Raw genomic sequence first — 13,863 nt, forward strand, 5'->3', positions numbered from 1 at the left:
ACGCGTTACGACAAGCTGGCCAGTAGCTTCAAGGCCATGGTGACATTGGCTTGCATTGAGCAATGCATGAGAGCCGACTTTTCAGACAGAACCTAGGAAGAGTAGGTTCATGTGTTGCTAAAACCGGTAGCGGTGATGCAGGTCATCCACTTGCGGGCAAATGGGTGCCGTTATTATGGTTTATTATCTTGCTCTGCAGAATATTGGGCGTAGAGTAAATCAGCAAAATCGGACTCATCAATGGCACCGATAACCAGGTCTTTGACTGCGTCAGCAAATAACTCATTATCAGCGGTAAGTTCGAAATCATTAAGAGACAAATATTCCAGGCCGACTGCCAAACCAGTTCGCTTGTTAGCATCTGGTAAAGAGTGGGAAAGAGCAATGGATGCTACATATTTTGCCGCAATCTCAAAAACGTCATCTAAGCCAGAGTATGCAATAGCATTGTCTACTCTGCCCAAAGCACCTTGAAGCTTATTTATATCGGCAGAGCCTTTCATGCCTGGCTCATGCTCAAGGATGAAGATATTTATCTCAACAACACGCTCGAAAGGAAAAAAAATAAGGTTCATTACATATCAGCTAGCTTTTTGAAAGTGCGCTTATGCGTTCTGAGAACCAGCTTTGTTTCAGACTTAACTATCTGCTGCCCAGATTCACCGGAGAGATCTAGTTGCTTGCTGGCTACGATTTTGGGACGTTTAACAGCCTTAACGCCGTACGCTTCTATTTTTTTGTTCATAAGCACCTCTGAGCAATTGGGTCAGATTATACACCTGAGCCAGCGTAAAAAAAGCGACACCCTACCCTGTAATCCGATCTGCACCACCGCTTTGAAATGCCAGCCTCACAATAGCGACATCACAGCCTATGACGCACTACGAAACAGCAAAATCATATGAGCGTACTCCGAGGGCGAGCGCGCTGGCCAGTATGCCCGGCAGCCCATAGCAGTGGTCGCCGTGCACGTGGGTAATAAAGATGGCCTTCAATGAATGAAACGACAGCTTCATGTACAAAACCTGATGCTGGTCACCACAATCGAACAAGTACCAGCCCTTCCCCTTGCTCTCTCGCAAAGCTATTCCGGAGACGTTTCTCTGCTTGGCGGGCACGCCGGCGGAGGTGCCGAGGAAGAGCGAATTCATACTTAAAAACCTTAAAGCCTTCTATTTGCATATAACGCATCAAACAGCTACTTGATGAGGCTACCAACTTTTTTGGAATAAGAATGGCAATAACTCTACCAAGTCCGCGGCTTTGACTTTTAAATGGATTACTCGAAGTATGTTTCCTCACATCTCTCGGTAATTTCGCTGCGCATTTTCCCATCTTGTTCGTCACGTTCCTTATGTATAAGACCCATTTCTTGTAGCTTACTTGTCCTTTTTCCAACCATTTGATGAGTTGTATCAATAAGTGCAGATATTTCACCTGCACGCATACTTCTCTTTTCATCATTAAGCGTAGTCACAATATCTAACTCTACTTGGTCAAGCATAATATCTTTATTTAGCCTTTCCACTTCTTCTTTAAAATCATCCGACAGATTAACTATAGAGCAAGTACCTTCCATACATTCAGGGCATCTCCACCTAAAAAGCTCTATACTTTCCCTTTTTTCCATAGGGTGACAAAATCCACATTGCCCACACTTTATTGTTTGATTTTGTGAAAGATATTGGTGAATGGCTCTTGTGTATTCAAAGCATCGTTGTACAAAATAGTTCCTATACTCACGACCTTCAGGATATCCCCAATTCATCCTTTCGCTCTCGCAAAGCCCTAGAAAAACAGCATATACAATGACATCTTTCCCTGCCTTATCGCGCGTGGCTTTATATCTTGACAAGAAAAAATTAGACTCTAACGAAGAAAAAATCTCTTCTAAATCTGGACTAACAATAAAGTGACTTGTTTGAGGATTGCCGCCTAAGTTATCAAAGTATTTTCCGCCCACTTCTTTATCAATAATTCTCTTTCTGACGCTCTTAGCTTCTTCAATTATACAATTGAGAAGCTGCTGCTGATTATGTCTATCTAGTTTGTTTTCAAATGGTTCAAGAGCGTAGCGGTTGAGTCTATCAAAGTATTTAAAGATCGTGTTTTCGTAATACTTTCTAGATGCTAACTTGATAGAAGAAATGGTAATTTTTTCACCCCTAGACACCTTATCTAGATAGCAAATATGAAGCACATGACCCATTATTCTCGGAACGTTAAATGATGCCTTGAACATCATATGCATATAGTCGTTTATTGAGACGCTAGATGTAACATCAAAATAGTTTTCCAACGTTTCTCCAAACGCTGAAAAACGGGTTGTAAGTAACCTAAGCGCATAATCTGAAGCCGACCGCTCCATTTCTTGGACTTCACTTGCCTCATATAAATCTGAGAAATCTAGGCCTATTGTATCGGCTTTACCTGGGTCTATCTTTCCGTAATAGACACGACCAGGATAACCAGCAACTTTCAGCTTTACTGTCTCATTGCTAGAATTGTTTAGCGGAGACAAAACGACATCAATAAAAAGTCGTTGATCGACTAAAGCTAGCTCAGAGAAATCATCAAAGAAAACCACCAGCCTTATTAGACCTGCCTCTGAAATTAAAGTTTTTATTTCGTCAATTATCTCACCGAAAGGGAAAGATTTTAATACGACGTCAGAGTACTCATTATAGGTATCACTATCATCTAGAGCTTTATCAAAATCTGACAATGAGCCTGAAACTTCTGTGCTTAACCCAAATTGATTCAGATTAATTTTGGTGGCTAGCTTACCATCAATAGAAGCAGTTTTTGAGGATTCTTGTTGCTGTTTAATCCTGAGCTGATTTGTTATTTTTTGAAGCACAGGTATTTCGTGCTTCTCTAGCCTTGAATTCTTAACTCGGATTCCGATTTCATTTAGCGAGCTTTTCAGTTCGTCATATTGTTTTTTTATACCTCTCCACCGCTCCAGAAAATTTAACTTATCGCAACTTTCACCCACTTCTCTTAGAAGTTCAGCAATTACTTTTCCTAGCATTATTTTACGTAACATATGTGACCGATACGCTACGTTGGATACCCCTATACTTTCTAGCTCCTCATCAGGAATGTTGACTGCTTCCAGAACATCATATAGTGACTTTACGTCTATATAAACTGATATAACGTCCTTTCGCTTCCTCAACTCAGATTGAGCCTTTGCGAAAACAGTACTTTTACCTGTACCTTTTCGTCCTAGTAAAAAAGTCGTATTGCTAGAAAGAACTGCCTGCAATACTGCGCCGCCCGGCAAAGCATCAACGTAGAGTTGATCTACGGGTTTATCACCGATCTCTGACTCGAAATCTCGAAGCTCTGCTCGTCTATATTGACGTAGCGATTCCGATATTTTTGAAAACCTTTCTAAATCCATCGTATTGTTCATTTTTTATGTGCCGCCTGCATTAAACATTAATAATAAGGAAATTATATAACTTCAATAAAAAAGTAGGTGCATTCACTGAAGTTATATAACTATCTAATTTAACTCTATCTTAATAATTCGCTGCAAGGCAAAGAAAATATTGCCCATTTATCTGTATTCTCTTACCAGTACCTTTCCCCGCTTCATCATTCCAATTCAACACACTCGATCTCCCCACCAAACCACTGCTGCTTGAGCCCCCGCTGCTTTTCCAACAACAACGTAAGGTACTCACGCAATGGATGAGCAGATGGCAGCGCGGCGAGATGCTTACGTAGCCTGCGCTGATAAGGAAACTGCTCAGCAGGCACGTGCAGCGGCGTGGCGTTTTGAGAAAGCCATTCGATGTTGGGCAGGAGCAAGTGGGTGGCGCTGCTGTCCAGCGCTAGCGTGACGCCTTTTACATCGAAGTCACCGGCATACATATGCGGTCGGTGGGTTTTGCACCACGCCTCTCTTAGTAGGGCAAAGCCGCCGCCGTAGTGGCTATCGCCACGGTAGACGATCAGCGGGTTTGCGTAGCCGCTTAGTGCTGGCAATTCTGGTGAGAACTCATAGAAGCTGTCCAGGTTTTCGAACTGTATCAGGGCGCTGAACGCACTCAGCTTTAGGCCGAGTACATCCACATCGCGAATGGCGCGTGGCTCGTTGGCAAGCCCGAGTGTTGGCTGTAGCGGAAAGCTGACGAGAACACGTCTCGCACGGGGGCTTTCGCGGGTGGCTTTGTCTTCTTCCACGCCCTCTTTCGCCTGAGCGCTGCTGGTTAGGCCGCTGAGTGAGCGGCCTAGCGGTGCTATGCGGGCGCTCTCTAATACATCATTGATCTGCGCCAGCAAGGCGGCGTCAAAGCGCAGCGCTTTACTATTGATTCGCGTGGCTAGGTCAATGTCGTGCTGATGGCACCAGGCCACTACGTCGTCCACCCACTGGCGGCGGGGCTTCTCCACCGAGGGCTGGCGAAGAAGTTCACGGGCGACGCCGTTTAGCCCATTGCGGGCGCGGCCGGGTAGGTTCATACGGCCAGCTGCAGTTCTACATCGTGGATCAGGCGCAGGTGATTGAATTGGCTGGCCTGACTCTCCTGCTGTTTAAGCCGGAACGCTTTCTGATCGCTGCGCGGCAGGCCCTGGTATTCGGAAATCACCTGGAAGAGCCAGATTTCCTCCGGCCATTCCAGCGGGCTTTCGTGTAGGTAGTCAAGGGCGCTGACCGGCTCCGCCTGGGGCTGGTCGATCACGCTTAAATAGAAGTGTTCCACATCCTGCTTGAGCGCCTGCTGTCGGGCGGCGGCGAGGCTGCTCTCCTGGGCTTGGGCCGGGGCCGCGGCTTCAACGGTTTGCGTGGTGTGGCGCGGCTGGGGGAGTTGGTGCAGTAGCTCGGCGAGCAACCGGCTATCAAGGTTGCGATCCAGCGCTGGGGCGGCGGCGGCGCTTAGCGGGGCGGCTTGATTGACCAGCGTGGGCACTTCGCTGCGGCGGGCGTAGTTGCCCGGCACAAAGCCGGGGTGTTCGCGCATAAAGGCGGCCATGCCGCTGATCAGGCGGCTGCGCGCCTGCTGCTTGCGAAAGCGTGCCATTAGTTCGATCAAGCGCCGCTGCACTTCACGCAGGCCGGTGTAGTGGTTACTTAGCTGCTGCTGAAGCTGGCTGATCAACAGTTTGCGCAGGCTGCCGTCGCTGCCCACCAGTTCGATCAGCTCGTCGAAGTCGATTAGCGCCAGGCCATCCAGTAGCCTCGCGATCTGCTTCTGGGCGCGGTCGTTTTCGCGAATTTTGTCGTTGAGCTGGCTGACGAAACCAAAATCACTATTCAGCCGCTGCCATAAGCTGTCGATGGCATCGGCGAAGCGCCCGTTCAGATCATCGACCTCCTGGCGCAGCCGCATCAGTTGCTGCTCCAGCCGCCAATGTTCGCCGCGGCTGCGCGCTTCCCGGTAGCTGTGTACCAGGGCGCGAATCAGCTCCAGGGTTTCCGCTACGTCGGCATTTACATGGCGGCGGGTCTCGTCGGCGAGCATTTCGGCGATCAGTTCGCGTACCTTGGGCGCCAGCTTCACGCCGCTCTGCTCGTCCGGCCGCCATAGAATGCGCGCCACCAGCAGCTTGCGTAGCGCGCTATCGCTAAGCGATTCCAGCGGCACTTCATCACGGGTGTAGGCCTGCATCAGCGTATCGGCGTGCTTGCCCAGCAGCGCCAGCCGCTCACTGCCGGTTTTGAGCAAGCGGCTTTCCAGGGCGTGTTCGCCGCTTGTACTCACACCTGAATTCACAACAAGGCCTCCTGGGAACCGGAGCCTTCTGCGCTGCCCTCTTCGATGGGCAGGTTCTCTTCGTCGCGAATAAAGCGCACCAGATCCACCAGGTAGTCGATCTTGCCAGTGACCACGAACACCTGCCGCTCTGAATGGGGTTGGAGCAGGTAGCCGTGCTCTTTCAGGCGCTTGAAAACTTGCTTAACCTGGGCATCGAGCTGGTCACTTTGCGAGCCAAAAAAGCTGTCGGTGGCCAGGCGCTCCAGGCGTTCTCGAAGGCTTTGGTTGTCTTCGCACTTGGCGCTGAACTCGGCGGGTTTGAGCACGTCGCCGGGGGCGGCCAACGTATCCCGGCCCAGGGCCTCTTGCACCAGCTGCAGCCACTCCAGCAGCGGCAGCAGGCTATTGAGGGTATCGCCAAGCTGGCGGGACAGTTGATCCCGGGCGCTGTCATTGAGCTGACGCCAGGCCAGAAAATAGACGCTGCCGTCTTCATTGCTGGCCAGGCGGCGGTTAAGCGGCCGCAGGTAGGTGTCGATCTCCTCGCGGGTCTCTTCGTTGGTGAGATGACGATAGCCGCTCTCATCGCTGATCGGGCAGACAAACTCACCGGCCAGCAGGCGTTCAAGCAGTGGGCCATGTTCGATCATACCGTCACCTCCTGCTGGCGTTCCTGGAGCCGTTCGGCCAGGCGGCTTAGCCGTGGCTCGATGCGTTTTAACACCCGCTTGTTGGGATTGGCCTCATCGCGATCGATCAGGTAGCGGTTGGCGAACAGCAGCAGCACATCGGACTCGGGGTTGGGAAAGGCGCCGACGATATGAATGCGGTTGCTGTCGCAGGCGTCGAACAGTTTTTCAACGTTGTGATAGGCCAGGGTACCGATCTCATCGATGGGCCAGTGGATGGCGATTTCCGCATCGCCGCGCAGCAGGCGGGTAAAGGCGAGTAGGAACTTGCACAGAATCAAATACGCCATGCCGTGGCTGGAGGACTCCAGCAGTTGGCGGTCGTTCTTGATCACCAGATCGGTGCCGCCTTCGTTCAGGTGCAGCTCCAGGCGCAGCAGGCTTTCAAAGCTATATTGCTGGTCACTGCGCAGCAGATCGACCACGTCCGCCAAGGCGTTGAGGTAGTCGTCGCTGGGTAGCGTCTGGCCGGATTCCCGCCACTCTTTGTAGCGCTGGGCGAACAGCTTCAGCGGCTCCCAGAAGCCCAGTTCATCGATGGTGGACTGGATGCGCACTTCGGCCTTGCTGATGCCTTCCAGACGCAGATCGTCGGCGACCTCTTCAGAGAGCCGACGGCTTTGGGCGCTAATGCGTCGGTTCAAATCGCGAAACACAGTAAAGAACTTATCCAGGTCGTCGCTTAGGTTGCGCCCTTCCTGAATCAGCTGCTGCTGTTGATCTTCGAGCAGTTTGAGCATGTCGCGCAGTAGCGGCAGCTGTAGGCGCGGGTTGTCGCTCTGCAATTTGCTGCGCTCGCTCTCCAGCGCCTCGGCGAAGCCGCTGCTGGCGTCCTTGATCAGTTGGCTTTCGACCTCCAGGCAGCCACGCCGCAGCTGCTCGATGAGCTGGTGGCGATTGCCCAGCGCCTGACGGGCGCGCTCGATGCGCTCGTCCACATCACCGAGTGGCGCGCCGGGCGCCTGGCCGTCGGGTTCAATGGCCAAGGCTTCCAGTTGGGTGAGCAGCGGCTTCAAGGCTTCCAGGCAGGCGTATTCGCTCTCCCGCTGGGTTTTCAGCGTGCTGACCGTGCTTTGGTGAGTTTTGCGTGCCGCCTGAAAGTCGTTTTTCAGCCGCTCTTTATCACGCTGAAGCTGCTGTTCGGCCTGCTCCAGCTCTGCCTCTTGAGCGACGAGCTGCGGTTTATGCTGCCCCCACTCAACGCGCATAAAGCGGGTGTATTCGGTGAGTTCATCCTGTCGGGCGGCGGTGACGCGGATGCGTTCATCCTGGCTCGCCAGGCGCTGCTTGGTCTCTTTTAGCTTGGCGGGGTCGACACCCTGCTCGGCCAGTTCCTGGCTAAAGGCCTCTTCCAGTTCCGCGCGCTGGCGCTGGTGCTCGGTGTTGGCGTCGGTAAGCTGCTGCTTATACTGGCGCAGCTGGGCATCCAGGCTATCCACCTGGCTCTGGCCGTCGGCTTTTAGCTCTAATAACTGGCTTTGATGGGTCTCGCTGAGGGCGGCGAGCGCCTGCTGCTTCTCTTCGCGCAGCTCCTTTTGCGCCTGCTCCTGGCTGGCTAGCGCTGTTTGATGAGCAGTGCGGCGCTCCTGCTGGCGCTTGGTGTGCCGCTCCTGCTGCTGGCGGCGGGCCTCTATTGCAAACTCGACTTCCTGCTCGGCGCGCTTGTGGGCCATGCGGCCCTGATCCTGGGCTTCATCGGCCTGCTGCACCCGCTCGTTTTGCTGCTTGAGCGATTTCTCGGCGGCCTGGCTCTCGGTCTGCACCCGGCGCTTAGCGCTATCGGCTTCTTCGATGGCGGCCAGCAGGCTGGCTTCATCCTGGGCGTAATCGGGCAGGGCAATGGCGGAAAGATCCAGCGCCAGCCCGAACAAGTCATCGCTCGCGCCTTCCGCAAGCTGCGGAGCGAGGTCACGCCGCTCCAGTAGCTCCGGGGCAATTACCTTGCCTAACTGCTGCTCCCAGCCGGGGCGATGGTAGCGCAGGAAGTGGCGCAGGCTGCCCTGCTCCGGGTCGCGCTGCTGATAGAGCGCAAAGCAGCGCTGCTCGGCGCGCTCCAACTGCTGGCGAAGCTGCACCAGCTGCTGTTCGGCACTGTCGCGCTCGCGTTTGCGGCTTTCAAACTCCCGGCGTAGGCCATCCAGAGTAGCGGCGGATGCGTTGCGCTCCTGCTGGGCCTGATCCAGGCGCGCCTGGGCAAGCTCCGCTTCGGATGCCTCTTCGGCGGTTTGGGTCGAAAGCGAGAGCTGCGCTTTTAGTTCGGCTAGCTGCTCGACACCGAGTTCCAGCTGCGCCTGGTACTCGCCTTCCAGGCGTTGACGCTCCTGCTGGTAGCGTTCGTTGAGCTGCTGTTCGGACTCCCACTGCTGCTCCCGGCGCAGGGCTTTCTCTTCGACCAGGGCGTCGATCAGTTCCTGCGATTCACGGGTCTGGCGGGCCAGCGCCTCGGACAGTTCGCGCAGCCGACCATCCAGCCGCGCCTGGCTCTCTTTGACCGCGTCCTGCATTACGTTCAGGTGAGTGCGCAGTTGGTCGCGCTGCTCCCGCCACTGGGGCAGCGCGTTGATGTCGCGCTCCAGGGCGGGCATGTCCGCCTCGGCGTATTGTTCGTACTGGGTTTGTAGATCATTCAGGCGGCGCTGTGTCTGCTGCAAATCGCTGACCACTTCGCTGTGGCGATCGTTTAGCTTATCCCGCGCTTCAGCGTAGTCGCTCTCTCGCTGCTGGAATTCGCGGTGATGGCGGGCCAGCTCAGCATCCACATCGGCCATTTGGCGCGCTGCTTTCTGGCGGTCCTCTTCTAGCTGGGGCTTCAGTTGCCACAGCGTGGCATCTAGGTCGGCGAGTTCACGATCAATACCGGCGAGCCGGGTGAGAGAGGCCTGCAGCGGTTCCAGGCGCATGGATTGACGCATCTGGGCGATCCACTCCCGGGCCTTGGTGTTGCGGATCCGAGTCACCGGCAGCTCAACGCCATCCTCTTCAAAAATCGCCGCCAGCATGGTTTTGAGGGTGTCCATCTTGCCCTCTTTGGCATGCACCGCCGAGACCAGCTTTTCGATATGACGGATGCGCCGCTCGGGTTTGACCAGACTGAACTGCGACGCGATCTGACGCAGCTTGAGGCCGTCGCGGCTGTTGCCGTGCAGCTGGGTAAAGTCGTTTTGGATCACCGAGCGAAATTCAGAGGTCGCGCCCAGCTTAGGTGAAACGGGCGTGCCGCTGCGCCGCAGGCCGCTAGCCCACTGGGTGTAGTCCAGCGCCGCTACGCCCGCCTCGCTCTCTACCAGATAGTCTTCCGGCTGGTAGGACGCGCCAACGAATCGGTACTCCACTCCGCCCTCGGCTTTGCGGGTCAGCACCGCCTGGCAGATATTGCCCGCTTCGCGGCGGTATTCGTACACCAGGTAGCTATTGCGGTTGGGCAGGTAAAACGCATCAAACTTCATGCGCGTTTTGGGCACAACCTTGTTGGGTAACTCGCCGTAGAACACCGGCACCAGGCGCTGTAGCGTGGTTTTACCGGAGGCGTTGGTGCCGCAAATATTGGTGTGGCCATCCACACTCAGTTCCACCACCCCTTCCAGGTGGCCGTGAATCATCACGATGCGTAGCAGGTGGGCCATGCCGTGTCCTTTCGTTTGCTAACCGGATCGTTATGCTGATCGCTGAAAGTGGCTATATTGCCACTCTTGCCAGATACAAGCCAAAGCAGCATTTTCTAGCGGCATTTGATGGCCTGAGTTTTGAACATTAGCTTCATTATTCATCTGAAATTGACACTACAATGTCATTACATCAAGATTGCTATTAAGCCCTTGAGCTTAGGAGTTAAAGCAATGAGCAAAGAAACTACGATGACTTTCCGAGTCGAGCCGGATCTTCGAGCCAGCTTCCGTGATGTGGCTGAGAGTGAACACCGTCCAGCCGCTCAGGTTTTACGCGAGCTGATGCGAGACTACGTTGATCAAGCTCGTGTTCGTAAGTCGACTATTAGCCCTGCCGAGCGTAAGCGCCGTGAGGAAGCAGTAAACTATGGCCGAACCTCGGTCGGTTTAGAGGGTTTGAAACTCAGCAAGGCCGATGAGCAGCATGCACAGCGGTTTATCAATGGCGAAATCGAGCTGGATGAGTTTATAAAAATACGTAATGAATCAGTACAAGAGCGGTAAACCACTCAGCCCTGCACCACGCCAAGCGCTTGAAGCGACGCATACATGGCAAAGGATTGTTGAACTACGCCTTGATCCGGTGCTTGGCAACTTTGATGCGGCTCACCTTAAAGAAGTTAATCGGCGAATTTTTCAAGATCTACCGCGCTTGGGATTCGTTGATATCACACCGGGCGAGTATCGACCGACTGTCGCCCCTGGGAAAGACTGGATTAAGAGCCGTCACCTTGAAAGCATTGGGATAACATCTCACGTTGCTTACTCTCCAATGGACAAAGCAGCGCAAATACGGCTAGAAGAAGTGCTGGAAGGAGTGAACTCAGCCAAGTTATTCAACGTTAAGGCTACCGATTTCACCCAGGCTATAGGGAAGCTTTACGTCGAAGTCGATTACATTCACCCTTTCATTGACGGTAATAGCCGCACGCTGCGCGAGTTCACACGTCAACTAGCTGAAGCGTCAGGTTACATGTTGGACTGGAGTCAATTCGATCAGTCTCCATCCGGGCGCGATGTCCTTTATATTGCTCGTGACCTTAGCGTGAATAAACTTGCCTTGCCCAATATTCAGAACCTTGTCACGAAGCGGGACGTGATGCTGAGCATGGATCAACTGGAAGGCAACCGTGAGTTGCCTGACTTGCTACGCGATGCTGTCCACCCTTTATAGCTGACCCACTATTATCCAGCGGCAAATAAACTGGCTCTATACAATTACTCTCTACTTAGCAGCCCCTCAAAGAAACTCACCGCATTGGCTTCCAACTCTTCCAGGTAGTAACCGCCCTCCTGCACCACCAGCGTGGGTACGTGCAGGCTCGCTACCCCGGCACTAGGTTCAGCAAAACACAGCTTTGAGGCGGTGACTTTGTATTGGAATACCCAAAGAAGTGTATTCTTTGCCACCACAGCCCATCGTGACGGGCCAACGCTACCATTAGGTTATATTACTAACTCATAGTTGATCACTTTCAGCGCGTCGTCACTTTTCACCGAGGCAATGGCGTTACTGGCATATAAATAGTACTTTCATGGTAATAACCATCCCACTTAGCTAAGAGTAAATTGTGATTACTTGATGACGCCACGCTCCCGGAGCTCATCGCAATACGACTTGTCGATACCCAACTGATCCAGAACTTCATCGGTGTGCTGAGCGTAGAGCGGGGCCGGTCGACGAATCTGTGCAGGCGTACGCGAAAGCTTACCCGGAAAGCCAATCGTCTTCATCGTGCCGATGACCGGGTGTACCATCTCCTGGATCATGCCGCGCTCCTGATAGTGAGGATCCTCCATAGCTTGGGCAAAGTTATTGATCGGACCCGCTGGCACCCCAGCCTTATCACAAGCATCCAGCCATACATGCTTGTCACGCGTCACGAAGATCTCTTCTAGTATCGTTTCCAAAGCTTCAACGTTCTGACCGCGCTGATAATTGGTCGCAAAACGTGGCTCCTCGACCAGATCCGGTCGATGAATTACCTCATGGCACAGACGCTCCCAGGTACGCTGATTGGCACAACCCAGCATGATATAGCCATCTTTGACCTTGATTGCCTGATACGGTGCTGATACTCGATGACGCCAGCCAGTTGGCTCGGGGATAGTGCCCTCGGCGAAGTATGCAGCCGCCTCCCAGGTAAACCAGGGTAGCCCACACTCAGCAATGGAGACATCAACCAACTGCCCTTCGCCGGTGTTCATCTTATGGATATAGGCTGCCAGAATCGAGTAGGTCGCGGTGATGCCAGCACCGATATCGTAGACGGCGATACCGGTCTTCAGTGGACGACGCCCCGGCTCCCCGGTCATGGACATCAGCCCCGACATACCTTGAGCCACGAGGTCAAAACCACCCTTGTGGCTGTAGGGCCCAGTCTGACCATAACCGGAAATAGAGCAGTAGATGATGCCCGGATTGAATGCCTTGATGGTCTCGTAATCGACCTTGAGTGACTTGGCAACACCAGGACGATAGTTTTCGACAATGACGTCGGCTGTCTCGGCTAGACGATAGAACAGCTCGCGCCCCTCCTCCTCTTTCAGGTTCAACGAGATGCTCTTCTTGTTACGGTTGATCTGAGCAAAACAGGTGGACTCTTCATTGATATAAGGACCCATTTGCCGACTGTCATCACCGCCATTTTTCTCGACCTTGATGACCTCAGCCCCCATGTCACCTAGCACCATGGTGCAGTAGGGGCCGGCCATGATCTGGGAGATATCCAGAACTTTCATGTTAGTCAAGGGAAGCATGCTTCAATACCTCTTAATTCAAAAGGGGGAGTTATATACCGCGCCAAGTGTGTGACGTCTTATTGATAAACGCCTCTACAGCGCCATGAAAATCCTGACTCGTATAACAAAGTGCTATAAGGTCCTCATCCTGGCCATCTACAGGAGAGTGATACTTCTGGAAGCGTCTGATGGCCTCTTTGGAAGCACGAATCGTCAAGGGGGCGAAGCTCTGAAGCTTTTCGATGACCCGCCTGACTTCGCTTTCAATGTCCTTCTGGTCGATAACAGCAGTTACTAGACCTGCCTGCTTCGCCTCATCAGCCTTTAGGATACTGGCCAGCATCAGGACTTCCTTGGCTCTTGCTGGCCCGGCCAAATCTACTAGACGAGACACATTATTCATCGAGACGCAGTTACCAAGCGTCTTGGCAATAGGAACGCCGAACTTGAGGTCTGGCGTGCAGTAACGAAAATCGCAAGCCATGGCAATAGCTGCCCCCCCCCCGATACAGTACCCCTCGATCAGAGCAATCGTGGGCTTTGAAAGCGACTCTAGGGTTGCCATTACCCTATCGATACGTCTCTCGTAATCGAGGGCATCCTGTGCCTGGGAAAAAGAACTGAACTGTTTAATATCAGTACCCGCCACAAAAGCTTCACCACCAGACCCACGCAGTACCACGACGTCAATATCGGGGTCTTCATTTAATTCAAGGCAGAGACGCTCGAGCGAGTCATACATGCCCCAGGTCATGGCATTACGAACCTGGGGGCGGTTGAAAGACAGCCAAGCAACGCGTCCTTCTCTTTCGTACAACAGCTCATCCGTCGAACTCATCATCCACACTCCTTATTTTTGTTTCTCTACTACTTGATTGCTGAATGACAAGTACTCAAATCAGAGGCTTATCACATCCATCTAGATGTAATAATGAACTCATAATTCATTTTTTCAATATCGACTTTTGTCTAGAGTTACGTGAAAACGTAAAGATAATTTCCTATACCCAAAAAATTATGATCAAAAAAACACAGCCACCTTTCGACGGGCGTTCA

At 52.9% G+C, this 13,863-nt stretch carries 11 protein-coding genes and 1 pseudogene; 2 read left to right on the plus strand and 10 right to left on the minus strand.

Going from position 1 to position 13,863, the window contains the following annotated elements:
• Nucleotides 1-173: 173 nt before the first annotated feature.
• The 7 genes and pseudogenes from ACQKE4_RS09500 to ACQKE4_RS09530 all read right to left on the minus strand — a co-directional run bounded on the left by ACQKE4_RS09500 (nt 174) and on the right by ACQKE4_RS09530 (nt 10,023).
• The gene (locus ACQKE4_RS09500; protein ID WP_427388072.1) at nt 174-575 is read right to left on the minus strand and encodes a type II toxin-antitoxin system death-on-curing family toxin; all 402 of its coding nucleotides are present in this window, start codon (nt 573-575) and stop codon (nt 174-176) included.
• A 348-nt stretch (nt 576-923) separates the two neighbouring features.
• A pseudogene (locus tag ACQKE4_RS09505) lies at nt 924-1,151 on the minus strand (MBL fold metallo-hydrolase); the annotation flags it as partial.
• Nucleotides 1,152-1,279: 128 nt separating this feature from the next.
• Complete coding sequence (locus ACQKE4_RS09510; RefSeq protein WP_427388073.1) at nt 1,280-3,421, minus strand: hypothetical protein; 2,142 nt, start codon at nt 3,419-3,421, stop codon at nt 1,280-1,282.
• A gap of 185 nt (nt 3,422-3,606) precedes the next feature.
• The gene (locus tag ACQKE4_RS09515) at nt 3,607-4,476 is read right to left on the minus strand and encodes a DUF7281 domain-containing protein (RefSeq protein WP_427388075.1); all 870 of its coding nucleotides are present in this window, start codon (nt 4,474-4,476) and stop codon (nt 3,607-3,609) included.
• Nucleotides 4,473-5,729 carry a hypothetical protein gene (locus ACQKE4_RS09520; RefSeq protein ID WP_427388076.1) on the minus strand — a complete coding sequence of 419 codons (1,257 nt, stop codon included), beginning with the start codon at nt 5,727-5,729 and terminating at the stop codon, nt 4,473-4,475. Before ACQKE4_RS09520 ends, ACQKE4_RS09515 begins: the two co-directional genes overlap by 4 nt.
• Nucleotides 5,726-6,361, minus strand: a complete 636-nt coding sequence (locus ACQKE4_RS09525) for a condensin complex protein MksE (protein WP_290839645.1) — start codon at nt 6,359-6,361, stop codon at nt 5,726-5,728. The genes ACQKE4_RS09520 and ACQKE4_RS09525 overlap by 4 nt, the downstream gene beginning before the upstream one ends.
• Nucleotides 6,358-10,023 (minus strand): ATP-binding protein, encoded by a 3,666-nt coding sequence (locus tag ACQKE4_RS09530; protein WP_427388077.1) that lies wholly within the window; start codon nt 10,021-10,023, stop codon nt 6,358-6,360. The genes ACQKE4_RS09525 and ACQKE4_RS09530 overlap by 4 nt, the downstream gene beginning before the upstream one ends.
• A 213-nt stretch (nt 10,024-10,236) precedes the next feature.
• Here ACQKE4_RS09530 and ACQKE4_RS09535 point away from each other — a divergent pair, with 213 nt between their 5' ends.
• Entirely contained in the window at nt 10,237-10,569 is a 333-nt protein-coding gene (locus tag ACQKE4_RS09535) for a hypothetical protein (protein ID WP_427388079.1), read from the plus strand.
• The gene (locus ACQKE4_RS09540) at nt 10,547-11,239 is read left to right on the plus strand and encodes a Fic family protein (RefSeq protein ID WP_427388080.1); all 693 of its coding nucleotides are present in this window, start codon (nt 10,547-10,549) and stop codon (nt 11,237-11,239) included. Before ACQKE4_RS09535 ends, ACQKE4_RS09540 begins: the two co-directional genes overlap by 23 nt.
• A gap of 44 nt (nt 11,240-11,283) precedes the next feature.
• Here the strand turns inward: ACQKE4_RS09540 and ACQKE4_RS09545 are convergent, their stop codons facing one another.
• The 3 genes from ACQKE4_RS09545 to ACQKE4_RS09555 all read right to left on the minus strand — a co-directional run bounded on the left by ACQKE4_RS09545 (nt 11,284) and on the right by ACQKE4_RS09555 (nt 13,648).
• Nucleotides 11,284-11,475 carry a hypothetical protein gene (locus ACQKE4_RS09545; RefSeq protein ID WP_427388081.1) on the minus strand — a complete coding sequence of 64 codons (192 nt, stop codon included), beginning with the start codon at nt 11,473-11,475 and terminating at the stop codon, nt 11,284-11,286.
• Between the two features lie 165 nt (nt 11,476-11,640).
• Complete coding sequence (locus ACQKE4_RS09550; RefSeq protein WP_427388082.1) at nt 11,641-12,825, minus strand: CaiB/BaiF CoA transferase family protein; 1,185 nt, start codon at nt 12,823-12,825, stop codon at nt 11,641-11,643.
• A gap of 31 nt (nt 12,826-12,856) precedes the next feature.
• On the minus strand, nt 12,857-13,648 hold the full coding sequence (locus ACQKE4_RS09555; RefSeq protein ID WP_427388083.1) for an enoyl-CoA hydratase/isomerase family protein: 792 nt from the start codon (nt 13,646-13,648) through the stop codon (nt 12,857-12,859).
• Nucleotides 13,649-13,863: the final 215 nt, after the last annotated feature.

It is taken from the genome of Halomonas sp. NPDC076908 (assembly GCF_050269715.1).
In the GTDB taxonomy this organism is placed as follows: Bacteria; Pseudomonadota; Gammaproteobacteria; order Pseudomonadales; family Halomonadaceae; genus Vreelandella.